At 63.7% G+C, this 22,026-nt stretch carries 19 protein-coding genes; 13 read left to right on the top strand and 6 right to left on the bottom strand.

Features of this window, described 5'->3' with window-relative positions; genetic code table 11:
• The first annotated feature begins 133 nt into the window (after window positions 1–133).
• A complete protein-coding gene (locus AC0L2M_RS28335) occupies window positions 134–1,726 on the top strand; it encodes a peptide chain release factor 3 (RefSeq protein WP_473536482.1) in 1,593 nt (530 codons plus the stop codon).
• Between the two features lie 275 nt (window positions 1,727–2,001).
• Here the strand turns inward: AC0L2M_RS28335 and AC0L2M_RS28330 are convergent, their stop codons facing one another.
• Complete coding sequence (locus tag AC0L2M_RS28330; protein ID WP_023802859.1) at window positions 2,002–2,478, bottom strand: VOC family protein; 477 nt, start codon at window positions 2,476–2,478, stop codon at window positions 2,002–2,004.
• 276 nt (window positions 2,479–2,754) lie between these two features.
• On the opposite strand from AC0L2M_RS28330, the gene ilvD reads away from it, so the two are divergent.
• The 4 genes from ilvD (at window position 2,755) to AC0L2M_RS28310 (ending at window position 7,300) form a co-directional block, all read left to right on the top strand.
• Complete coding sequence (gene ilvD / locus AC0L2M_RS28325; protein WP_023802860.1) at window positions 2,755–4,599, top strand: dihydroxy-acid dehydratase; 1,845 nt, start codon at window positions 2,755–2,757, stop codon at window positions 4,597–4,599.
• A gap of 28 nt (window positions 4,600–4,627) precedes the next feature.
• Window positions 4,628–5,938, top strand: coding sequence for an amidohydrolase family protein (locus tag AC0L2M_RS28320; RefSeq protein ID WP_473536481.1), 1,311 nt, complete (start codon window positions 4,628–4,630; stop codon window positions 5,936–5,938).
• Window positions 5,939–5,984: 46 nt separating this feature from the next.
• Window positions 5,985–6,239 (top strand): hypothetical protein, encoded by a 255-nt coding sequence (locus tag AC0L2M_RS28315; protein ID WP_023802862.1) that lies wholly within the window; start codon window positions 5,985–5,987, stop codon window positions 6,237–6,239.
• Between the two features lie 140 nt (window positions 6,240–6,379).
• Window positions 6,380–7,300, top strand: coding sequence for a DMT family transporter (locus AC0L2M_RS28310; RefSeq protein WP_473536480.1), 921 nt, complete (start codon window positions 6,380–6,382; stop codon window positions 7,298–7,300).
• A 41-nt stretch (window positions 7,301–7,341) separates the two neighbouring features.
• Here AC0L2M_RS28310 and AC0L2M_RS28305 read toward each other — a convergent pair whose 3' ends face one another.
• Window positions 7,342–8,244 carry a phosphotransferase family protein gene (locus AC0L2M_RS28305; protein ID WP_128168304.1) on the bottom strand — a complete coding sequence of 301 codons (903 nt, stop codon included), beginning with the start codon at window positions 8,242–8,244 and terminating at the stop codon, window positions 7,342–7,344.
• A 158-nt stretch (window positions 8,245–8,402) separates the two neighbouring features.
• Here AC0L2M_RS28305 and AC0L2M_RS28300 point away from each other — a divergent pair, with 158 nt between their 5' ends.
• A complete protein-coding gene (locus AC0L2M_RS28300) occupies window positions 8,403–9,035 on the top strand; it encodes a class I SAM-dependent DNA methyltransferase (RefSeq protein WP_023802865.1) in 633 nt (210 codons plus the stop codon).
• A 115-nt stretch (window positions 9,036–9,150) separates the two neighbouring features.
• On the opposite strand, the gene AC0L2M_RS28295 is transcribed toward AC0L2M_RS28300, so the two are convergent.
• Window positions 9,151–11,604, bottom strand: coding sequence for a GcvT family protein (locus tag AC0L2M_RS28295; RefSeq protein ID WP_473536479.1), 2,454 nt, complete (start codon window positions 11,602–11,604; stop codon window positions 9,151–9,153).
• On the bottom strand, window positions 11,601–12,485 hold the full coding sequence (locus tag AC0L2M_RS28290; protein WP_128168301.1) for a phosphotransferase family protein: 885 nt from the start codon (window positions 12,483–12,485) through the stop codon (window positions 11,601–11,603). The genes AC0L2M_RS28295 and AC0L2M_RS28290 overlap by 4 nt, the downstream gene beginning before the upstream one ends.
• Window positions 12,486–12,911: 426 nt before the next feature.
• Between AC0L2M_RS28290 and AC0L2M_RS28285 the strand changes: the two genes are divergently transcribed.
• The 7 genes from AC0L2M_RS28285 to AC0L2M_RS28255 all read left to right on the top strand — a co-directional run bounded on the left by AC0L2M_RS28285 (window position 12,912) and on the right by AC0L2M_RS28255 (window position 20,580).
• Window positions 12,912–13,685 carry a DeoR/GlpR family DNA-binding transcription regulator gene (locus AC0L2M_RS28285; protein WP_023802868.1) on the top strand — a complete coding sequence of 258 codons (774 nt, stop codon included), beginning with the start codon at window positions 12,912–12,914 and terminating at the stop codon, window positions 13,683–13,685.
• Window positions 13,686–13,761: 76 nt separating this feature from the next.
• Complete coding sequence (locus AC0L2M_RS28280) at window positions 13,762–14,688, top strand: LysR family transcriptional regulator (RefSeq protein ID WP_023802869.1); 927 nt, start codon at window positions 13,762–13,764, stop codon at window positions 14,686–14,688.
• A gap of 125 nt (window positions 14,689–14,813) precedes the next feature.
• The gene (locus AC0L2M_RS28275; protein ID WP_023802870.1) at window positions 14,814–15,965 is read left to right on the top strand and encodes an ABC transporter substrate-binding protein; all 1,152 of its coding nucleotides are present in this window, start codon (window positions 14,814–14,816) and stop codon (window positions 15,963–15,965) included.
• A 186-nt stretch (window positions 15,966–16,151) separates the two neighbouring features.
• Complete coding sequence (locus AC0L2M_RS28270; protein WP_473536478.1) at window positions 16,152–17,150, top strand: ABC transporter ATP-binding protein; 999 nt, start codon at window positions 16,152–16,154, stop codon at window positions 17,148–17,150.
• Between the two features lie 202 nt (window positions 17,151–17,352).
• Window positions 17,353–18,318 carry an ABC transporter permease gene (locus AC0L2M_RS28265; RefSeq protein ID WP_473536477.1) on the top strand — a complete coding sequence of 322 codons (966 nt, stop codon included), beginning with the start codon at window positions 17,353–17,355 and terminating at the stop codon, window positions 18,316–18,318.
• The gene (locus tag AC0L2M_RS28260) at window positions 18,308–19,123 is read left to right on the top strand and encodes an ABC transporter permease (protein ID WP_128168297.1); all 816 of its coding nucleotides are present in this window, start codon (window positions 18,308–18,310) and stop codon (window positions 19,121–19,123) included. Before AC0L2M_RS28265 ends, AC0L2M_RS28260 begins: the two co-directional genes overlap by 11 nt.
• 29 nt (window positions 19,124–19,152) lie before the next feature.
• Complete coding sequence (locus tag AC0L2M_RS28255; RefSeq protein ID WP_128168296.1) at window positions 19,153–20,580, top strand: gamma-aminobutyraldehyde dehydrogenase; 1,428 nt, start codon at window positions 19,153–19,155, stop codon at window positions 20,578–20,580.
• A gap of 69 nt (window positions 20,581–20,649) precedes the next feature.
• Here AC0L2M_RS28255 and AC0L2M_RS28250 read toward each other — a convergent pair whose 3' ends face one another.
• Together AC0L2M_RS28250 and fdhD are read right to left on the bottom strand one after the other, a co-directional pair.
• Window positions 20,650–20,991 (bottom strand): formate dehydrogenase subunit delta, encoded by a 342-nt coding sequence (locus AC0L2M_RS28250; protein WP_128168295.1) that lies wholly within the window; start codon window positions 20,989–20,991, stop codon window positions 20,650–20,652.
• Window positions 20,981–21,808, bottom strand: a complete 828-nt coding sequence (fdhD, locus tag AC0L2M_RS28245; RefSeq protein ID WP_128168401.1) for a formate dehydrogenase accessory sulfurtransferase FdhD — start codon at window positions 21,806–21,808, stop codon at window positions 20,981–20,983. Before fdhD ends, AC0L2M_RS28250 begins: the two co-directional genes overlap by 11 nt.
• Window positions 21,809–22,026: the final 218 nt, after the last annotated feature.

Raw genomic sequence — 22,026 nt, 5'->3', positions numbered from 1 at the left:
GGACCTTTATCGAACCGCCTCTGTTGATGCCATTGCGGCGGACCTATCTCAAGGCCGGGCAAACCGCCCAAAATTGTTCGACAGGCTGCAAAAGCGCTGCTAGAAGCCCGCGCACCACATGGGATTCCACAAATTGGCTGAAGACATCACGAACGCGGTGGCGCGCCGCCGCACTTTCGCGATCATCGCGCATCCGGACGCCGGCAAGACGACGCTGACCGAAAAGCTGCTGCTGTTCGGCGGTGCCATCCAGCTTGCCGGCGAGGTCAAGGCCAAGAAGGATCGCATCCAGACCCGGTCGGACTGGATGAAGATCGAGCGCGAGCGCGGCATTTCGGTCGTCACCTCGGTGATGACCTTCGAGTATGAGGACAATGTCTTCAACCTGCTCGATACGCCCGGTCACGAGGATTTCGCCGACGATACCTATCGCACGCTGTCGGCGGTCGATGCGGCGGTCATGGTCATCGACGCCGCGAAGGGCATCGAGCCGCGCACTCTAAAACTGTTCGAGGTCTGCCGGCTTCGCGACATCCCGATCATCACCTTCGTCAACAAGATGGACCGCGAAAGCCGCGACCCGTTCGAGATCCTCGATGAGATCGAGCAGAAGCTGGCGCTGGACACCGCACCGATCACCTGGCCGATCGGCCGCGGCAGAACCTTTTCCGGCACCTATCATCTGGCGCTGAATGCCATGCGCAAGGGCGACGCGGAGAAAGAACGCACGCCGGTCAACGGTCCCGACTCCAACCGCGTCGCCGGCCTGTTGCCGGAGAACGAGCGCGAGGCTTTCATCGAGGAGCTGGAGCTGGCGCGCGAAGCCTGCCGTCCGCTCGACATCGGTGCGTTCCGCGAGGGCCATCTGACGCCGGTCTATTTCGGTTCGGCGCTGCGCAACTACGGCGTGCGCGATCTGATCGAGGCGCTTGGCGCCTACGGACCGCCGCCGCGCGCGCAGGAGGCCGACACCCGCAAGGTCGAGGCGACCGAGGATAAGATGACCTCCTTCGTCTTCAAGATCCAGGCCAACATGGATCCCAACCACCGCGACCGCATCGCCTTCGTCCGCGTCTGCTCGGGCAAGCTCGAGCGCGGCATGAAGGCCAAGCTGGTACGCACGGGAAAACCGATGAGCCTGTCGGCGCCGCAATTCTTCTTCGCCCGCACCCGCGTCACCGCCGACGAGGCCTTTGCCGGCGACGTCGTCGGCATCCCCAACCACGGCACGCTGCGCATCGGCGATACGCTGACCGAGGGCGAGGAGATCCTGTTCCGCGGCGTGCCGAATTTCGCGCCGGAAATCCTGCGCCGCGTCCGGCTCGGCGACGCGATGAAGGCCAAGAAGCTGAAGGAGGCGCTGCACCAGATGGCCGAGGAAGGCGTCGTGCAACTGTTCTCGCCAGAAGACGGCTCGCCGGCAATCGTCGGCGTCGTCGGTGCGCTGCAGCTCGACGTGCTGAAGGAGCGGCTGAATATCGAATACACGCTGCCGGTCGATTTCGAGATGTCGCGCTTTTCCGTCTGCCGCTGGATATCGGCCGACGACAAGGCCGAGGTGCATCGCTTCATCGAGGCGCATCGCGGCGACATTGCCCGCGACCTCGACCACGATCCGGTGTTTCTTGCCCAGCACGCCTTTTCGCTCAACTACGAGGCCGAGCGCTGGAAGGCGATCCGCTTCGCCGCGGTCAAGGATTACCAGGTCCGCGACAAGGCGGCTTGACCGTTGCCGTATGGCCGCCAAGATCACACTCGCGCGTTGCGCCGCCCTTCATCCGCCTGCCGGCACCTTCTCCCCGTATAGTGACGGGGAGAAGGGGGCTGGCCGCAACGCCAACGCCCTTCCTGCAACGTGGGTAATTGGCGAAATCATGTATGAGAGCGCCCCTCTCCCCGTCACTATACTTGGAGAGGATGCCGGCAGGCAGGTGAGGGACGGCGCCGACTTTGGCAGTTGATATTCCCAAAATCGGGCAAAGATCGCCTGTCGGGAGCGTCTCACTCACCCCTGGCGGCCTCTTCGATCTTGGCGATGTCGATCTTGGTCATTTGCATCATCGCCTGCATGACGCGGCCGGCCTTTTCCGTGTCGGGGTCCTGCAGCAGCCTCGGCAATTGCTCCGGCACGACCTGCCAGGAGACGCCGAATTTGTCCTTCAGCCAGCTGCACTGGCTGGGCTCGCCACCGCCCTCGATCAGCCTGTCCCAGAAATAGTCGACCTCCTCCTGCGTCTTGCAGTCGATGGACAGCGAGACTGCCTCGGTGAACTTGAATTGCGGCCCGCCGTTGAGCGCCTGGAACTGCACGCCGTCGAGCTCGAAATAGGTCACCAGCACCTTGCCCTCATTATCGCCGCTGCCCTTGGGCCAGCGCATCACGCTCAGCACCTTCGAGTTCTTGAAGATGGAGATGTAATGGTTCATGGCCTCCTCGGCCTGGTCGTCGAACCACAGGCAGGGGGTGATCTTTTGCATTTTCTTGCTCCTCGGGCTGTTTTGGCTTGTTTTCACGGGTCCAACGGCCGGCTGGCGATAGATGCCGGTCGCCGCCGTCTGCCCAAGGACGCTCAAACAAAACACGATCCGACAGCACCTCTGACTTTTTTTACTGCCTGGACCGGCTTGCCGTCTTTGGCTCAAGATCCCGGCGCATCGCAAAACCGTGGCCAGACCAGACGGTGGCGTATATAACGCCGCTCAATTCCGGTTTTCCGCCCCTGTTCGGACGACGCAAACAGCAAGGACAGTTTAATGCCCGCCTACCGTTCCCGCACCACTACCCATGGCCGTAACATGGCCGGCGCCCGCGGCCTGTGGCGCGCCACCGGCATGAAGGATTCCGATTTCGGCAAGCCGATCATCGCTGTCGTCAATTCCTTCACCCAGTTCGTTCCGGGCCACGTCCATCTCAAGGATCTCGGCCAACTGGTCGCCCGCGAGATCGAGAAGGCCGGCGGCGTCGCCAAGGAGTTCAACACCATCGCTGTCGACGACGGCATCGCCATGGGTCATGACGGCATGCTCTATTCGCTGCCTTCGCGCGAGCTGATCGCCGACTCGGTCGAATATATGGTCAACGCCCACTGCGCCGACGCCATGGTCTGCATCTCGAATTGCGACAAGATCACGCCGGGCATGCTGATGGCGTCGCTGCGTCTCAACATCCCGACCGTCTTCGTCTCCGGCGGCCCGATGGAGGCCGGCAAGGTGGTGCTTGCCGGCAAGACGCAGGCGCTCGATCTGGTCGACGCCATGGTCGCGGCTGCCGACGACAAGATCTCCGACGAGGACGTCAAGACCATCGAGCGCTCGGCCTGCCCGACCTGCGGCTCCTGCTCGGGCATGTTCACCGCCAATTCGATGAATTGCCTGACCGAGGCGCTCGGCCTTTCGCTGCCCGGCAACGGTTCGACGTTGGCGACGCACGTCGACCGCAGGCGGCTGTTCGTCGAGGCCGGCCACCTGATCGTCGATCTCGCGCAGCGCTACTACGAGCAGGACGACGACACCGCGCTGCCGCGCAGCATCGCCTCGAAGGGCGCCTTCGAGAACGCCATGACGCTCGACATCGCCATGGGCGGCTCGACCAACACCGTGCTGCACATCCTGGCTGCCGCGCATGAGGGCGAGATCGATTTCGGTCAGGACGACATTGACGCGCTGTCACGCAAGGTGCCGGTGCTATGCAAGGTTGCCCCCGCCAAGGCGGATGTGCACATGGAAGACGTCCACCGCGCCGGCGGCATCATGGCGATCCTCGGCCAGCTCGATAACGCAGGACTGATCAACCGCGACCTGCCGACCGTCCACACCGCAAGCCTCGGCGAAGCGCTCGACCATTGGGATATCTCGCGCACGTCAAGCCAGAATGTCCGCGACTTCTTTCTGGCGGCCCCGGGCGGCGTGCCGACGCAGGTCGCCTTCAGCCAGGATCGCCGCTGGGACGAACTCGATCTCGACCGAGAGAAGGGTGTCATCCGCTCGGCCCAATATCCTTTTTCCAAGGATGGTGGCCTTGCCGTGCTGAAAGGCAACCTGGCGCTCGACGGCTGTATCGTGAAGACCGCGGGCGTCGATGAATCGATCCTGAAATTCACCGGCCCGGCCAGGGTGTTCGAAAGCCAGGACGCCAGCGTCAAGGCGATCCTGTCCAACGAGATCAAGGCCGGCGATGTCGTCGTCATCCGCTACGAAGGGCCGCGCGGCGGCCCCGGCATGCAGGAAATGCTCTATCCGACCAGCTATTTGAAGTCGAAGGGCCTCGGCAAGGCCTGCGCGCTGGTCACCGATGGCCGCTTCTCCGGCGGCACCTCCGGCCTGTCGATAGGCCATGCTTCTCCCGAGGCGGCGGAAGGCGGGCTGATCGGGCTGGTGCATGAGGGCGATACGATCGAGATCGATATCCCGAACCGCACCATCCGGCTTGCCGTCGACGATGCCGAACTAGCCGCCCGCCGCGCCGCGATGGAGGCCAAGGGAGCCGCCGCCTGGAAGCCCGAGGAAAAGCGCAAGCGCAAGGTGACGATGGCCTTGCGCGCCTACGCCTCGATGGCGACCAGTGCTGCAAAGGGTGCGGTAAGGTATGTGCCGGAATAGGTTCGCTTCTTCAAAGGGATGACGGTAGATGGATTTCGACCTTATCGTCCGCGGCGGCACGCTGCCCGACGGCAGGATCGCCGATATCGGCATCATCGGCGAGACGATCGCGGCCATCGAGCCGGAGCTGAACGCTCGCGCGGGCACGGCGATCGACGCCCATGGCAATCTGATCTCGCCGCCCTTCGTCGATCCGCATTTTCACATGGACGCCACGCTCTCGCTAGGCATCCCGCGCATCAACGTGTCGGGCACGCTGCTCGAAGGCATCTCGCTGTGGGGCGAACTGAAGCCGTTGTTGACGCACGAAGCGGTGCGCGACCGCGCGCTCGCCTATTGCGACTGGGCAGTGTCCATGGGCCTGCTCGCCATCCGCAGCCATGTCGATGTCTGCGATACCAGGCTGCTGGCGGTCGAAGCCCTGCTCGATGTGAAGAAGACCGTCGCGCCCTATATCGACCTGCAACTGGTCGCCTTCCCGCAGGATGGGTTTTATCGCTCGCCGACGGCGCGCGATAACACCATCCGCGCGCTCGGCATGGGTGTCGACATCGTCGGCGGTATTCCGCATTTCGAGCGCACCGTGGCCGACGGCACGCGTTCGGTGACGGAACTGTGCGAAATCGCGGCAGAACGCGGCCTCATGGTCGACCTGCATTGCGACGAGACCGATGATCCGCTGTCGCGCCATATCGAACAACTGGCCTATGAGACGCAACGCCTCGGCCTGCAGGGCAGGGTCGCCGGCTCGCATCTTACGTCGATGCACTCGATGGACAATTACTATGTCTCGAAGCTGTTGCCGCTGATCGCCGAGGCAGGCGTCTCGGCGATCCCCAATCCGCTGATCAACATCATGCTGCAGGGCCGCCACGACACATTCCCCAAACGCCGCGGCCTGACGCGGGTCAAGGAAATGCTTGCCCACAGTATCCGCGTCGGCTGGGGTCAGGATTGCGTGCTCGACCCCTGGTATTCGCTGGGCACCGCCGACATGCTCGACGTCGCCTTCATGGGCCTTCACGTCGCCCAGATGTCGAGCCCGGCCGACATGGCGCGCTGCTTCGACATGGTCACCAACGTCAACGCCGCCATCATGGGCCTCGACCATTTCGGCCTGTCGGTCGGCAAGCGCGCCAGCCTCGTCGTCCTCGATGCCGGCGATCCGGTCGAGGCCTTGCGCCTGCGTCCCGAGCGGCTCTGTGTCATCGCCAGGGGCAAGGTGGTGGCCGAGCGGGCCAGGCAGGAAACACGGCTCTCGATCGCCGGACGGCCGGCAACAGTAAACCGCAGGCACCGCCGGTCTCAAAACTCCATCGATCAGATTGATAGGTCCTGACCGCAAGTCTACAATCAACCTCCAGTTTTATGCCGAGGAGGATGTCATGTGGCACAAGGCGGCGATGGTGGTCGTGTTGGCGGCGACCTGTGCAGGCTGCATGACGGCCGAAGACCGTCGTGCCGCGGACGAGGCGAAATGCCGATCCTACGGCTTCGTCAGGAAGAATGATGCCTTCGCCGAATGTCTGCAGCGCATCGATCTGGCGCGCCGCGCCGAGCTCAGAAGTGCGTCGGTCTTCGATCCTTGGGATCGGCCGGTGATCTATCGTCCGGTTATCATTCGGCCACGGCCAAAGTAGGCCGTTGCGATCGTCCGTACAGGCCCAGCCGATTTCCGGTCCCTGGTCTGGCCGGCTTCCCGATTTCCGCTCGTCAAAGCGGCCGCTTGCGTCTACGACGCTGCTCACCGGGCTTTCATGCGGGAGGAAGCGACATCGGCATGGCACAGCCAACAGCCCAGAATTCAACGTTCAGGAACGTGCTTTTTGCTGGCATTCTGCTGATGCTGGCCGGCGATTTCCTGTTTGCTTTGAATGATGCGATCGGCAAATGGCTGGTCGCCAGCTTTTCCGTCGGCCAGGTCGTGCTGATCCGTTCCATCGGCGCCTTTTTCGTGCTCGGTCCGATGATCGCGCGTCAAGGCGCGGCCAGGCTGTTCCGCATGGAGCGCCTGGAACTGCAGGTCTTGCGCGTCGTCATGACGACGCTTGACACGGCGCTGTTCTACGCCGCCGTCGTCTATCTGCCGCTCGCCGACGTCATGAGCTTCTACATGGCAGGGCCGATCTACGTGGCGGCGCTGTCCCACCTGTTGCTTGGTGAAAAGGTCGGCTGGCGCCGCTGGATGGCGATTCTGGTCGGGTTCTGCGGTGTGCTGATCATGCTCGAACCGTCCTCGGCCGCGTTTTCGCTGTCGTCGACCTTCGCGCTGGCCGGAAGCATTTCATTCGCCTTCGCGATCATTCTCAACCGTCGGTTGCGTAGCACCAGCGACACCTCGCTCGTTACCTGGCAAACCATCGGCACGCTGCTGGTCGGCGGGTTTCTCACCATCGGCAACTGGCAGACGCCGTCCTCGCTCGATTTCGGCGCCATGCTGCTTCTTGGCATCGTCTCCTGCGGCGCGCATCTGATGATCACCAGGGCGCTGAAGCTGGCGCCGGCGTCGACGCTGGCGCCGCTGCATTACAGCCTGCTGCTGTGGGCCGTCATCTTCGGGCTGGCCTTCTTCGGCGACATGCCCGGCCCGCGCATTCTGATCGGCTCGGGCATCATCGTGCTGGCCGGCCTGTTCATCTTCCATCGCCAGAAAGTGGTCGACACGTTGCCGCCCGAAAACGTGCCGAAAGGTGTCAACTAGGGTCCAGATTTCTGGTGCCTTAAGGTTCAGAGTTTTCGCACTTAACCGGCGCGCACCGCCGCCAGATGCGTTGAGAAGTCGGCCGTCTCCATCAGCGCCCTGCAGCGTGAAAAGCGACCGTCGGCATAGGCGCGGAAATCGTCGGCTGGATTGCTGTTGGCAAGCTGGATCAGTCCCCACAGCGTCCACAAGAGATCGCACATCGCCTTGTAGATGACGATGCGGCCGCGCTCCGCCGGCGTCGGCTCGCCACCGAAATAGGCGCCCATCATCTCGTCCTCCTGCGCCGTATCAAACTGGCCTTCGACGCTGAGGTCGCCGAGATCCCAAAGCGGGTCGTTCATGCCGGAATATTCCCAGTCGACGATCCACATCCTGTCGCCCGTATCGAGAAAATTTTCGCACAGCGGATCGCAGTGGCAGGCGACGAGAGGCAGGGGATGCGCGGCAAGCGCCGAGCGCACGGTTTCCGCCTCGATAACGACGTCGTGGTAACCGGCAGGCAGGGCGACGTCCTTGGTCGACAGCACCTTCAGGTAGTCGTCGATCATCGCAAACAGCTCGAAGCGGAAGGGAAACACCGCGCCGGATGTATGCAATCTGCGGAAGGCTTTGCCGGCACGCGCCGGACTGCCCGGCCGGGTCTTGAATTTATCCGGCGACATCGTCTCGGCGCCCGCGATGAAGCGCGTCACCATCACGCCTGTCTCGCCGTCGACATGCAGCAGCTCGGGGCTGACGCCGGCCATCGCTGCCTCCCGCGCCGCCACCGCCTCGTTGGCGCGGTTGATATACTCCTGCGTGCCCTTGCCGGGAATCCGCAGGCAGGCATCTCCAGCCCTGAAGACGAGGTTGGTGAGGCCACCCAGCCGCTCCAGCGGTCCCTCGTAGCCGGCCAGCGCCGGAATGGCTGCAAGCGCCGCGCGTGCTTCCTCGTCCACCATCGCTTCTGCCCTCTTTTCGCGTCTATTTGTGGTGACGACGGTTCCACAAATTTCGCCGTTTGGCTATCATCGCTTGCATGCGGTTCACTCCAGCGCCGTGCGTTCCTGCAGGACGCGCTAAGAACGCTGCGGCGCTTTGATTTGCGGACGAGACTGTAATGGCGGACAGGAAAAACAAAGGCGCGCTCGCCGCGGCCTATGCAGCGAAGCGGCCAGAGGAGGTGGCGGCGCTCTACGACCGCTGGTCCGACACCTACGACGCCGACATGTCGGCGGCCGGTTATCGCCATCCGACCATCTGCCTTGCCCTGCTTGCCCGCCACCTGCCGCGCGGCGCGGCACCGCTCCTCGATGCCGGTGCCGGCACCGGGCTCATCGGCGAGTGGCTGAAGATCGCGGGCTATCCGCAGGTCGAGGCGCTCGACATTTCCGAAGGCATGCTGGCCCAGGCAGCGCGCAAGGGCGTCTATTCGGCGCTTCACTGCTTGGCGCTCGGCGGCCCGCTGCCCTTCGCGGATGATGCCTATGCCGGCATCATATCGGCCGGCGTCTTCACCTCGGGCCATGTCGGCGCTGAGGGGCTGGACGAACTGATCCGCATCTGCCGGCCGGGCGGGATAATCGTGCTGACGGTCAAGAACACCCTGTGGGACGCCGGCTTTTCCGCAGGGATAGCCGACCTCGAGGCGAAGGGCGTCGTCACGCGCGCCGAGGAGACATCGCCCTATGTCTCCATGCCGGGCGAGGCCGACACCGTGCCCAGCCGCGGTCTCGTTCTGCGCGTGAACTGACCATCCCCGCTCTTATGCATGTCGCGCAAAAGTGCGCAGCGGTTTTGCGATAACGACATGCATAGAAACAAGAACTTAAAGCGCCTCGCATGAATCCGTTCAGACGCGACGCGCTTTAGGCTCTGATCCTTTCTCCGGCCGGGTCGTAAAGCGGCTCGAGATGGATTTTTGCCGGCGTCCGCTGCATAGCCACCACCAGCTCGTAGTCGCCGCAGGTGAGGAAATCGTCGCTGACGCCGTCGGCGTTGCGCACATAGCCGTAGCCGATGTTCTTTCCGACCGTGTAGCCATAGCCGCCGCTGGTCAGGTAGCCGACCGGCTCGCTGTTGCGCAGGATCGTTTCGCGCCCGAGCAGCACGATCTCGCAATCGTCGACGGTGAAGCCGGCAAAGCGTTTTTTCAGCGCCGCGCCGCCGATCTCTTCCAGCGCCCGCCGTCCGAGAAAATCGGTATTCTTGCGAAGCTTCACCGCCCAGCCAAGGCCGGCCTCCTGCGGCGTGTCGTTGGGCGTGATGTCGGAGCCCCAGGCGCGGTAGCCTTTTTCCAGCCGCAGCGATTCCAGCGCCCTGTAGCCGACCGGGCGGATGCTGTGCTCCTCGCCCGCCGCCATCAGCGCGTCGAAGATTTCGCCCGTCGCCGCGATCGGCACATGCAGCTCCCAGCCGAGCTCGCCGACATAGGTGACGCGCAGCGCCCGAACTGTGGTGCCGGCGATGGAGATTTCCCGCACGTGTCCGAACGGGAAAGCGGTGTTCGACACGTCCGCGTCGGTCACCGCAGCCAGCACGTCGCGGGCCCGCGGCCCCATCAGCGACAGCGTGCCGAAATCCTCGGTGACATCGGTGAGCGTCACGTCGAGCTCGTTGCCGACATGGTCGCCGATCCACGAGAAGTCATGCGTCCTAAAGCCGGTGCCGGTGACGACGTAGAATCGGTCTTCGCCGAGCCGCGCCACGGTCAGGTCGGCCTCGATGCCGCCGCGCGTGTTGAGAAGCTGCGTGTAGGTCAGCCGGCCGACCGGCTTGGCGGCGTCGTTGGCGCAGATCCAGTCGAGCGCCTTCAGCGCATCCGCACCGGTCATTTCGTATTTGGCGAAGGATGACTGGTCGAAGATGCCGACGTTCTCGCGCACGTGCCGATGCTCGTCGCCGACCGGCAAAAACCAGTTCTGCCGGCCCATCGAATAGATGTCCTTCGGCTCGACGCCTTCGGGCGCAAACCAGTTCGGCCGCTCCCAACCGAGCTTGGAGCCGAACACGGCGCGGTGCTTTTGCAGCCGTTCATAGAGTGGCGACACGATCCGTGGCCGGCCCGTGGCATACTCTTCATGCGGGAAGCCGATCGTATAGTGCTTGCCATAGGCTTCCAGCGTGCGGTCGCGGACCCATTGCCGGTCGCGGTGCAGGTCGGAAAAGCGCCTGATATCGACCACCCACAGGTCGAGTGGCGCCTCGCCGTCGACGACCCACTGCGCCAGCACCCAGCCGGCGCCGCCGCCTGCCGCGATGCCGAAGGCGTTGAAGCCGGCGCCGACGAACATGTTGGCGCATTCGGGTGCCACGCCGAGAATGAAATTGCCGTCCGGCGTGAAGCTCTCCGGCCCGTTGATCATCTGCTTGACGCCGACGCTTTCGAGCGCCGGAACCCGCGTGATCGCCTGGTTCATATGCTGCTCGAAATGATCGTAGTCGTCGTCGAACAGCCGGAACTGCCAGTCGTCAGGGACATCGCCGCCGGGAAGATCGGTCGTCCAGGCTTGCGGGTTCGGCTCATAGCCGCCCATCACCAGCCCACCGACCTCCTCCTTGAAATAAATGCGGCGGTCGGGGTCGCGGATCGTCGGCGCATCGCTCGCCAACCCGTCTATTCTCTCGGTGACGATGTACTGGTGCTTCACCGGCTGCAGCGGCACGTTGATGCCGGCTAGCGCCCCCACCTGCCGCGCCCATTGCCCGGCACAGTTCACCACCTTGTCGCAGGCGATATCGCCCCTGTTGGTCTTTACCGCTGTGATGCGGCCATCCTGCATGTCGAAGCCGGTGACGCGGACATCCTCGAACAGCCTAGCGCCATGCATGCGCGCGCCTTTGGCCAGCGACTGCGTGATGTCGGAAGGGTTTGCCTGGCCGTCGGTCGGCAGCCAGTTGGCGCCGACGAGATCGCCGGTTGCCAGCAGCGGCCACATCGCCTTGACCTCGGCCGGTGACAGCAACTGCATGTCCATGCCGAAGCTCTTCGCCGTCGTCGCCAGCCTCTTGTACTCGATCCAGCGGTCGGCATTGGTGGCGAGCCTGAGGCATCCGGTCATCTTCCAGCCGGTGGCCAGCCCGGTTTCGGCTTCCAGTCCCTTGTAGAGATCGACCGAATATTTGAGCACGCGGGTGATAGAGGCCGAAGACCGCAATTGACCGACCAGCCCCGCCGCATGCCATGTCGAGCCCGAAGTCAGTTTGCCCTGTTCCAGGAGCACGACATCGGCCTTGTGGTCACGCGCCAGATGATAAGCCGTCGAACAGCCGATTATGCCGCCGCCGATGACGACGATCTCGGCGTAGGCGGGCAATGTCATGATATCTGTCCGTATTTTGTTCTGTAGTTTTCCAGCGCGGCATCGAGCCGCGTCAGGTTTTCGTCGGTATAGGCAACGTAGTCGATGCCGGGCGCGTCGAGATAAAGTTCGGAAACCATGCTCCACATTGCCTCGCGCAGCAGCGATGCGCATTGCATGGCCGCATGCGAGCGGCGGATCGCCTCGTCCGGCTCCTTCATGAAATAGGCGGTCAGGAAGGCGAAGGACTCCTCGTCGTTCATGGTGGCGTTCGAGGCAACGCCGGCGAGGTCGAACATCGCCGTGTTGAAGCCGGCATATTCGAAATCGATCAGCCACAGCCGGTGGCCGTCATCGAGAATATTAGCCGGCAGAAGGTCATTATGACCAAAGACGATCGGCAGCAATTTCTGCGCCCGTTCGAGCTCGTCTGCAAGCGTCAGCAGCCGCGGCAACTCGCTTCGCATGCGGCTGTCGGCTTCCTCCAGCGTGCGCGCATAGTCGCGGATGACATGGAATACCCAGAACATGAAGCCGGCGCCGGAGACATGATTGGGCATCTCGCGATGGAAGCCGCGCATCAGGGCGGCGACGCGGTCGATATTGGCGCGGACGTCCTCGGCGACAAAAGTCTTGGCGCCGAGAAATTCCGTTACCAGGATGCCGGGCTCGGAATGGCGAACCGCAGGCGCGAAGCCGGCGGCGTGCGCCGCGCGCGCGGTCATCACCTCGCGCTCGCGAAAGACATGATGGAATGGAAAGTCCTGGCCAAAGCGCACGACATGCCGCCCGGCGGCGTCCTTGACCAGATAGTTGGCGTTGCTCAGGCCGCCCGGCAGCGGCGCGATCTCGACGCTGCCGGTCCAGCAGGGCAGGGCGCGGATGCGGTCCTCGGTGGTCACAGGTGAATCCCTCGTTGCGCGGGGTTCAAGGCATCGCGGGCGACGCAAAGAGGGCGGCCGGCAGGAGGGAGCAATGCGAAGTCCTCGTCGGTGCGGGATCCCGGGATCGGTATCCCGCACCGCACCGACGAGCCCCAGTGCCGGGTTCTTTGACTCCGGCATCCGCCCCCGCGGATTCAAAAAAGTCCTTTTCCCTTACGTCAGACGATTTCCCGGACGTTCGGGCAGGCGAATTTTGGTGCGGCTCTGCCATCGTTCTCCCGTGGCAGTTCCGAAGCCTGTCACAAGCCAGTGTCGCGCCATGTGATCCGGCTTGTCAACGACAACTTGTGGCTTTTTGCCCGAAATCACAAGGATTTCTTGTAAACTGTGGCCGATTTGCCTTAGAAGCGGTCAGTAGCGCAACAAATCGATTGGGTGAGACCGATGCCCTCGAAGCGGCATGGCGAGATCCTGCGTCTCCTCCATGAGGAAGGCACCGTCACCATCGCCAGCCTGGCCGACCGGCTGGGCGTCTCGCTGGAGACCGTGCGCCGCGACGTCAAGCCGCTGACCAGTGACGGTTCGATCCTGAAGATGCATGGCGCCGTCGGCCTGCCGTCGATGGCCGGCGAGGCGCCGTTCGAGCGGCGTATGCGCGAGAATGCCGATGCCAAGCGCGCCATCGCCCGCATGGTTGCCGCCACCATCCGCGACGGCGAAGCGATCATGCTCGACACCGGCACCACGACCTCTTTCCTGGCCCGCGAACTGCTCGGTCACCGGCGGTTGACGGTGGTCACCAACTCCTCCGACATCGCCCGCACGCTGGCCACCGTCAACGGCAACAAGGTCTATATGGCCGGCGGCGAACTGCGCAGCGATTCGGGCGCCGCCTTCGGCGTCTCGGCCATTGAATTCGTCAGCCGCTTTTCCGTCAGCCACGCTGTGATCTCCACTGGCGCGGTCGATGCCGTCACCGGCGTGATGGACTATGATCTGGACGAGGCGGAGTTCGCCCGCATGGTGCTGTCGCGCGGCCAGCGCTCGCTCGTCATCACCGATCACACCAAGTTCGGCCGCCAGGGCCTGGTCCAGGTCTGCGGCCTCGACGGTTTTTCCGAACTCGTCACCGATCGGCCGCCGCCGCACGCCATCGCCGCAGCGCTTGCCCAGGCTGGCGCACGGCTCAGCATTGCCGGCAGCGAAAGCGGGATCTGACCTGGCCAGAGCAGTAATGCGGTGAGCCTGGGATCGGCGGCTTTTCTTCCTTGCCGTCCCGGTGTTTAGTCCGGCGATGGCTTTCACCATCCGCCAATTGCAGTTCTTCATCGCCGTCGCCGAGCAAGGCACAGTGTCTGGCGCCGCCCAAAACCTGTCCATCTCGCAATCGTCGGTCACCGAGGCGATCAAGGAGCTCGAAGGCGATCTCGGCGTCGAACTGTTCGAGCGCCATCCGCGCGGCCTCAACATCACCCACAAGGGCCACCAGTTCCTGCGCCACGCGACAAAGATCCTTGCCGATGTTTCCGATGCGCGCCGCGCCTTCTCCGGCGAGCAAGCGGCGGCTGGCGGCCGGCTGCAACTCGGCGTCACCTCGCTGGTCGCCGGCTATGTCCTGTCCGACCTTCTCGCCCGCTATCGCCGCGCCTATCCGGGCGTCGAGATCTCGGCCATCGAGGACAATGGCGACTACCTCGAACATCTGCTGGTCGGCGGCAAGCTCGACATCGCCGTCATGGTCACCTCGAACCTGCGCGACCGCACCGCCCTGCAATCGGAAATTCTCGAAGTCTCGCCCTACCGGCTATGGCTGCCGCTTGGCCATCCGCTGTCCAGCGCCGACATCATCGGCATCAGCGACATCGCCTCGGAACCGCTGATCATGCTGACCGTCGATGAGATCGAAGAGAATACCGGAAAATTGCTGGCGGCGATCGCCGCCAAGCCGCATGTCGCCTTCCGCACCCGCTCGGTCGAAGCGGTGCGCAGCCTCGTCGCCACCGGCGCCGGCGTGGCGCTGCTGCCCGACCTCGTCTACCGGCCATGGTCGCTTGAAGGCGACCGCATCGAATCGCGCGATATTTCGGGCTCGTTGCCGGTTGTCCAGGTCGGCACGGTCTGGCGGCGCGGCTCCGGCCTGCCGCAGGCCGCGCGCGACTTCATCGGGCTTGCCCAGTCGCAGCGCATGGTTCGTCAGCGGCCGGACAAGAACGGCCGCTGATCTATCGGAAAAACCGATATCGCCTTTCTGATAAATGAATTTGCGAAACCGGAAATTTCACAGCACCTTCATGATCAGGGAGCAAAGCCACCGCGAGAGTGCGGCCCTCAAATGGGAGATCGACGATGAATTCATTCCTGAAGTCATGCACTGCATTGACGGTCGCGCTGGCCTTCTCCGGCCAGGCGATCGCTCAGGTTAAGGAACTTGGCAAGGGCGAAGGCCAGGTCAACATTGTTGCCTGGCCCGGCTACATCGAACGCGGCGAAACCGACAAGAACTATGATTGGGTCACGTCTTTCGAGAAGAACACAGGCTGCAAGGTCAACATCAAGACCGCCAACACCTCCGACGAGATGGTCGCGCTGATGAACGAGGGCGGTTTTGACCTCGTTACCGCCTCGGGCGACGCTTCGCTGCGCCTTGTCGCCGGCAAGCGGGTCCAGCCGATCAACACCGATCTGATCCCGAGCTGGAGCACGGTCGACGACCGGCTGAAGGATGCGCCGTGGTTCACGGTCGGCGGCACCCACTACGGCGCCCCCTACCAGTGGGGGCCGAACGTGCTGATGTACAACACCGAGGTGTTCAAGGAAGCGCCGAAGAGCTGGAACGTCGTCTTCGAGGAGATGACCTTGCCCGACGGCAAGCCGAACAAGGGCCGCGTCCAGGCCTATGACGGGCCGATCCACATCGCCGATGCCGCCAACTATCTGATGTTCCACAAGCCGGAGCTCGGCATCAAGGATCCCTACGAGCTGACCGAGGACCAGTACAAGGCCGCCCTCGATCTGCTGCGCGTCCAGCGCACGCTGGTCGGACGCTACTGGCATGACGCCGCCATCCAGGTCGACGATTTCCAGAACGAAGGCGTCGTTGCCTCCGGTTCATGGCCCTATCAGGTCAACACGCTGGTTGCTGCCAAGAAGCCGGTCGCTTCGACCATCCCCCAGGAGGGCGTGACCGGCTGGGCCGACACGACCATGCTGGCAGCCGACGCAGCCCACCCCAACTGCGCCTATATGTGGATGGAGCACTCGCTGTCACCGAAAGTGCAGGGCGATGTCTCCGCCTGGTTCGGTTCGCTGCCGGTGGTGCCGGCTGCCTGCAAGGGCAACGAATTGCTCGGCGACGAAGGCTGCAAGACCAACGGCTACAACAATTTCGAAAAGATCAAGTTCTGGAAGACGCCGGTGTCGAAATGCGCCACCCAAGACCAGTGCGTGCCTTACTATCGCTGGGTGTCGGACTATATCGGCGTCATCGGCGGACGGTGAGTTCGTTTCGCATTGCTCGCAAGTTGGCGCTGCCCCTTACCCTCTCCCCGTGAACAACGGGGAGAGGGGATCGCGACCGTTGCGGCTAGCCCCTTCTCCCGTCTCTATACGGGCAGAAGGCCGGCAGGCGGATGAGGGGCAGCGCTGTCGTCTGAATTGACGAGCCTGGCAGATCAGGACAGCTCCATGACATCAGCCGTTTCCTTCCAAAAAGTCTCGCGCCATTTCGGCACCGTGCGCGCCGTCGACATGGTCGATCTCGACATCGTGCCGGGCGAGTTCTTCGCCATGCTTGGACCTTCGGGTTCCGGCAAGACGACCTGCCTGCGCTTGATCGCCGGCTTTGAGCAGCCGACATCGGGCTCGATCTCCATCTTCGGCGAACGCGCCGAAGGCGTTCCGCCCTATCGCCGAAACGTCAACACCGTGTTTCAGGACTATGCGCTGTTCCCGCATCTGAACGTGCTCGAAAACGTCGCCTACGGGCTGATGGTCAAGGGTGTCGGCAAGCCCGAACGGCAGAAGGCGGCCGAGGAAGCATTGTCGCTGGTCCGGCTTCCCGGCTACGGCGCCCGCCGCCCGAGCCAGCTTTCCGGCGGACAGCGCCAGCGCGTCGCGCTCGCCCGCGCGCTGGTCAACCAGCCGAAGGTGCTTCTGCTCGACGAGCCGCTTGGCGCGCTCGACCTCAAGCTCCGCGAGAACATGCAGGAGGAGCTGAAGTCGCTGCAGAAGGCGCTCGGCATCACCTTCATCTTCGTCACCCACGACCAGGGCGAGGCGCTGTCGATGGCCGACCGCGTCGCCGTCTTCAACGACGGCAAGATCATGCAGATCGGCACGCCGGAGGACATCTACCAGCGGCCGAGGACGCGCTTCGTCGCCGATTTCGTCGGCTCGTCCAATGTGCTGCCGCCGGATTTCGTTCAGCGCTATTCCGGCCAGCATCGCTGGGGCAGCCTGCGCCCTGAATCCATTCGCATCGTCCAGGCAGCCAAGGGCGACGGCGTTGCCGCTCGCCTCGTCTCGACCAATTATCTCGGCGCCACGACCAGGCTGGCGCTCGATGCCGACGGGTTGAGATTGCATGCCATGGTGCCGGCCGGGGCGAATTTGCCGAAAGAGGGCGAGGCGGTCGTGCTCACTTTTAACCGCGAGCATTTGCATTTGATGGATGAGCCGGGATGATGAAGGTTTGCGCGGTGCACCCCCCTCTGTCCTGCCGGACATCTCCCCCTCAAGGGGGGAGATTGGCAGCTTCTCGGCCTCGCCAATTTTGCCACACTAAAGATAGGCGAAACCGGAAGGGACAGCCAATCTCCCCCCTAGAGGGGGAGATGTCCGGCAGGACAGAGGGGGGTGCCGTGGAATGCGGCGGGTCGAAGAAACCATGACTCTGACCGCGACCCACACAAAACCTGCCCCAGCCGTCCTTCCTCGCGCGGGCGGCGTGCGCGGCGCCCTGTCCGACCTGTTCTGGCGCAAGCCGAAGCTGCTGCTGCTGTTGATGCTGCTGCCGCCGGTGCTGTGGCTTGGCATCGTCTATGTCGGCTCGCTGTTCGCGCTGCTCTTGCAGAGTTTTTTCTCGATCGACGAATTCTCCGGCCTCATCAACCGGCAGTTCACGCTGAAGACCTATGGCGACCTGCTGCAGGCCGCCAATCTCGACATCATCCTGCGCACGGTGACGATGGCGGCCCTGGTCACGTTCGCCTCGGCGATCATCGCCTTTCCCATCGCCTTTTACGCGGCCCGCTATGCGCGCGGCCGCTGGAAGGCGCTGTTCTATCTCGGCGTGATGCTGCCGCTGTGGTCGAGCTATCTGGTCAAGATCTACGCCTGGAAGCTCATTCTCGCCAAGGAAGGCATTCTCACCTGGCTGCTCGCCAAGCTGCATCTGCTATGGCTGCTCGACGGCTGGCTGTCGCTGCCGGTCGTCGGCGGCAACTCGCTGTCGGTGTCGTCCACCGGCACCTTCATCGTCTTCGTCTACGTCTGGCTGCCGTTCATGATCCTGCCGGTGCAGGCGGCGCTTGAGCGCGTGCCGGGCAATCTGGTCGAGGCCTCGTCCGATCTCGGCGCCTCGCCCGGCCAGACCTTCCGCAACGTGCTGTTCCCGCTGGCGCTGCCGGGCATCGTCGCCGGCTCGATCTTCACCTTCTCGCTGACGCTGGGCGACTACATCATCCCGCAGATCATCGGCACCTCGCGGCTGTTCATCGGCCAGGCAGTCTATTCGCAGCAGGGCACCGCCGGCAACATTCCGCTCGCCGCCGCCTTCACCGTGGTGCCGATCGTCATCATGGGCTTCTACCTCTGGGGCGCCAAGCGCATGGGGGCCTTCAATGCGCTCTGATGGCTCACCAACCGCCCCTCTCGGCCTGAAGGTCGCCGCCGCCTGCGGCCTGCTGTTCCTGCATCTGCCGATCTTCCTGATCTTCGTCTATGCCTTCACGACCGAGGAAAAGAGCTTCGCCTGGCCGCCGCCGGGGCTGACCATGCAATGGTTCGCCGTCACCTGGAACCGCCCGGACGTGTGGGAAGCGCTGTCGCTGTCGGTCCGTGTCGCCGCTATCTCGACACTCGTCGCCCTGGTGCTCGGCACGCTCTGCGCGGCCGCCGTTTCGCGAACACGGTTCTTTGGCCGCGAAACCATCTCGCTGCTGGTCATCCTGCCGATCGCGCTGCCCGGCATCATCACCGGCATCGCGCTGCGTTCGGCCTTTTCGCTGGCCGAGGTTCCGTTCTCGTTCTGGACGATCGTGCTCGGCCACGCCACCTTCTGTGTCGTCGTCGTCTACAACAACGCCGTCGCCCGCTTTCGCCGCACCTCCGGCTCGATGATCGAGGCGTCGATGGACCTCGGCGCCGACGGCTTCCAGACGTTTCGGCATGTCGTGCTGCCCAACATCGCCACCGCGCTGCTTGCCGGCGGCATGCTTGCCTTTGCGCTGTCGTTTGACGAGGTCATCGTCACCACCTTCACCGCCGGCCAGCAGCAGACGCTGCCGATCTGGATGCTGGAGGAATTGATCCGTCCGCGCCAGCGCCCGGTCACCAATGTCGTGGCCATGGTCGTCGTGCTGGTGACGCTGCTGCCCATCCTCGTCGCCTATTACCTGACCCGCGACGGCGACCAGATCGCCGGTTCGGGCAAATGACGTCAAGAATCCATAAGGGAGAGACTGCCATGGACACAAAGATGCTGATCGGCTCGAAATTCGAGAAGGGCACCGAGACCGAGGAGCCGATCCTCAATCCGAAGACCGGGGCGACTATCCTCAACCTGCCTGAAGCCAGCCAGGTGCAGATCGAGGCGGCGGTGCTGGCGGCCGAAAAAGCCTTCGTCACCTGGTCGCGCACCACGCCCGCGCAGCGCTCCGGTTATCTCCTGAAGATCGCCGATCGCATCGAGGCCGCGGCACAAGATTTCGCCGCCCTCGAGGCGCTCAATTGCGGCAAGCCGATCAATGCCGTGCTCAACGACGAAATCCCGGCGATCGTCGACTGCTACCGCTTCTTTGCCGGCGCTGTCCGCTCGATGCCCGGCCAGGTCGCCGGTGAATACATTCGCGGCCACACTTCGATGGTCCGCCGCGACGCCATCGGCGTCGTCGCCTCGATCGCGCCGTGGAACTACCCACTAATGATGATGGCCTGGAAGCTGGCGCCGGCGATTGCCGGCGGCAACACGGTCGTCTTCAAGCCGTCCGAGCAGACGCCGCTGACAGCGCTGAAGCTGGCAAAAATCCTTGCCGAGATACTGCCCGAGGGCGTCGTCAACGTCGTGCTCGGCAGAGGCGACAGCGTCGGCAACACGCTGATCAACCACCCGAAAATCAATATGATCTCGATCACCGGCGATGTCGCCACCGGCAAGAAGGTGCTGCAGGCCGCCGCCAAATCGGTCAAGCGCACGCATCTCGAACTAGGCGGCAAGGCTCCGGTCATCATCTTCGACGACGCCGATCTCGGCGCGGTGGTCAATGGCCTGCGCGCCTTCGGCTATTACAATGCCGGCCAGGACTGCACCGCCGCCTGCCGCATCTATGCCGGCAAGAAGATCTACGACAAGCTCGTCGCCGATCTTTCCTCCGCCGTCTCGACCATCAAATACAACCGCCCCGACGACACCGAAAACGAGATCGGGCCGTTGATCTCACGCCGCCAGCGCGACCGCGTCTCGAGCTTCGTTGAGCGCGCCTCGGAGCTTAAGCACATCGAGATCACCACCGGCGGCAAGCCGGGCGAGGGCACCGGCTTCTTCTATCAGCCGACCGTCGTCGCCGGCGCGCTGCAGGAGGACGAGATCGTGCGCCGCGAAGTGTTCGGGCCGGTTGTCTCCGTCACCCGTTTTGCCGAGGTCGACGAGGCGGTGAACTGGGCCAATGACAGCGATTATGGCCTTGCGTCCTCGGTGTGGACCAAGGATGTCTCGCGCGCCATGGCGACGGCCGCGCGGCTGCAATATGGCTGCACCTGGATCAACACCCACTTCATGCTGACCAATGAGATGCCGCATGGCGGACTAAAGCAGTCCGGCTACGGCAAGGACATGTCGCTCTATGCGCTGGAAGATTATACCGCCGTGCGGCATGTGATGGTTGCGCACGGGTAGCGCCTTTTCCTTCTCCCCGTTGACGGGGAGAAGGTGGCCCGAAGGGCCGGATGAGGGGCAGCACCGGGCCTACTTCTGCGAAGCGGCGATATTCGACTCACCGGCCCCAAGGCCCTTGCCGCCTGGAACGACGCCCCCGGCATCGGCGCCGAAGCCCGCTGCTTCCGGTGCGGCCGGCCGCTTGATCCTTGCCGAGGCGGCCACGACAAGCTCGTTGAAGCCTTCGCCACCATTGTCCAGCATCTCGAACAATTGCCGCCGCATCCTCGGTTCCCAGAATTTGTTGATGTGCTCGGCGACGCCGGCAATGCCTTCCTCGCGCGGCTTGGAGTGAAAAAAGGCGGCAATCTGGTTGGCCATGCGGACCAGCTTTTCGCTGGTGCTCATGATGTGGCCTTCGTCATGCGACATGCTGGGCAACTCCGGAAGCCACCCGCTCGGGGTGGGTGAAAATATCGAAATCATCGCCGCGCACCAAAGCCACCAGCGTCATGCCGGCGTCCCCGGCGGTACGGATGGCAAGTGCCGTCGGCGCCGAAACAGCGATGATGAACGCAGCGCCGATCGCCGCCGTCTTCTGCACCATCTCGACCGAAACGCGCGACGTCACGACGACGGCACCCAAGGTGCCATCGATGCTGGCTTTGGCGAGCGCCCCGGCCAGCTTGTCGAGAGCATTGTGGCGGCCGACATCCTCGCGCGCCATGACGATGCCCTTGCCTGGGATATAAAAACCGGCGGCATGGACCGCACCGGTCTCGGCATGAAGCGGCTGCGCTTTCGACAAAAGCCTGACCGAACGGACGATGTCGTCGGTGTCAAGTGTAAGTCTTGACGAACCAACCGCCTCGACCGAGCGCATCGCCTCCTCGATCGACTCGATGCCGCACAGCCCGCAGCCGACCGGGCCCGCCAGGCGTCGGCGCCGCGCCTCGAAGCGCGTATTGGCCTGGTCCTTCAGCCTGATCTGGATGTCGATGCCGGCGCCGTGATCCTCGACCTCGATCGCCTCGATTTCCCGGCCGTCGGCGATGATGCCTTCGGTCAGCGAGAAGCCGAGCGCGAAATCCTCGAAATCGGCCGGACTTGCCATCATCACCGCGTGAGTGGTGCCGGCGAAGGAGAACGCCACCGGCGTCTCTTCCGGCACCATCCGGTTGGCGGCCGCACTGCCGCCGGCGCGGTGGGCGAGGCGGGAGATCTGGGTGGTACCGCAACGTTTGGGCATCACGCGGCACCCCCCTCTGGCCTGCCGGCCATTTTACTTAGGAAGCGTCGAAGGTTTCTTGCTTCAATTGACAGTTGCTCTCCTAGGCCATCCCCCACTCCGTCGCTGCTTCGCAGCGCCACCTCTCCCCCCTCCGGAGGGAGAGGAAGGGAGCCTGGAGTTCGCGCGCTTTCCTCTCCCCCGTCGATCGGGGGAGTGGTGTCGAGCTAAGCTCGACG

It is taken from the genome of Mesorhizobium sp. WSM4806 (genome assembly GCF_055811635.1).
Note: the sequence above shows the minus strand (reverse complement) of the source record. Positions and strands in the feature narration are given on the sequence as shown.

Bases quoted from the DNA above. Each gene is read 5' to 3' on its own strand.
- AC0L2M_RS28330 (WP_023802859.1), bottom strand. From the start codon at position 2,478: ATGCAAAAGATCACCCCCTGCCTGTGGTTCGACGACCAGGCCGAGGAG.
- ilvD (WP_023802860.1), top strand. From the start codon at position 2,755: ATGCCCGCCTACCGTTCCCGCACCACTACCCATGGCCGTAACATGGCC.
- AC0L2M_RS28320 (WP_473536481.1), top strand. From the start codon at position 4,628: ATGGATTTCGACCTTATCGTCCGCGGCGGCACGCTGCCCGACGGCAGG.
- AC0L2M_RS28315 (WP_023802862.1), top strand. From the start codon at position 5,985: ATGTGGCACAAGGCGGCGATGGTGGTCGTGTTGGCGGCGACCTGTGCA.
- AC0L2M_RS28310 (WP_473536480.1), top strand. From the start codon at position 6,380: ATGGCACAGCCAACAGCCCAGAATTCAACGTTCAGGAACGTGCTTTTT.
- AC0L2M_RS28305 (WP_128168304.1), bottom strand. From the start codon at position 8,244: ATGGTGGACGAGGAAGCACGCGCGGCGCTTGCAGCCATTCCGGCGCTG.
- AC0L2M_RS28300 (WP_023802865.1), top strand. From the start codon at position 8,403: ATGGCGGACAGGAAAAACAAAGGCGCGCTCGCCGCGGCCTATGCAGCG.
- AC0L2M_RS28295 (WP_473536479.1), bottom strand. From the start codon at position 11,604: ATGACATTGCCCGCCTACGCCGAGATCGTCGTCATCGGCGGCGGCATA.
- AC0L2M_RS28285 (WP_023802868.1), top strand. From the start codon at position 12,912: ATGCCCTCGAAGCGGCATGGCGAGATCCTGCGTCTCCTCCATGAGGAA.
- AC0L2M_RS28280 (WP_023802869.1), top strand. From the start codon at position 13,762: ATGGCTTTCACCATCCGCCAATTGCAGTTCTTCATCGCCGTCGCCGAG.
- AC0L2M_RS28275 (WP_023802870.1), top strand. From the start codon at position 14,814: ATGAATTCATTCCTGAAGTCATGCACTGCATTGACGGTCGCGCTGGCC.
- AC0L2M_RS28270 (WP_473536478.1), top strand. From the start codon at position 16,152: ATGACATCAGCCGTTTCCTTCCAAAAAGTCTCGCGCCATTTCGGCACC.
- AC0L2M_RS28265 (WP_473536477.1), top strand. From the start codon at position 17,353: ATGACTCTGACCGCGACCCACACAAAACCTGCCCCAGCCGTCCTTCCT.
- AC0L2M_RS28260 (WP_128168297.1), top strand. From the start codon at position 18,308: ATGCGCTCTGATGGCTCACCAACCGCCCCTCTCGGCCTGAAGGTCGCC.
- AC0L2M_RS28255 (WP_128168296.1), top strand. From the start codon at position 19,153: ATGGACACAAAGATGCTGATCGGCTCGAAATTCGAGAAGGGCACCGAG.
- AC0L2M_RS28250 (WP_128168295.1), bottom strand. From the start codon at position 20,991: ATGTCGCATGACGAAGGCCACATCATGAGCACCAGCGAAAAGCTGGTC.
- fdhD (WP_128168401.1), bottom strand. From the start codon at position 21,808: ATGCCCAAACGTTGCGGTACCACCCAGATCTCCCGCCTCGCCCACCGC.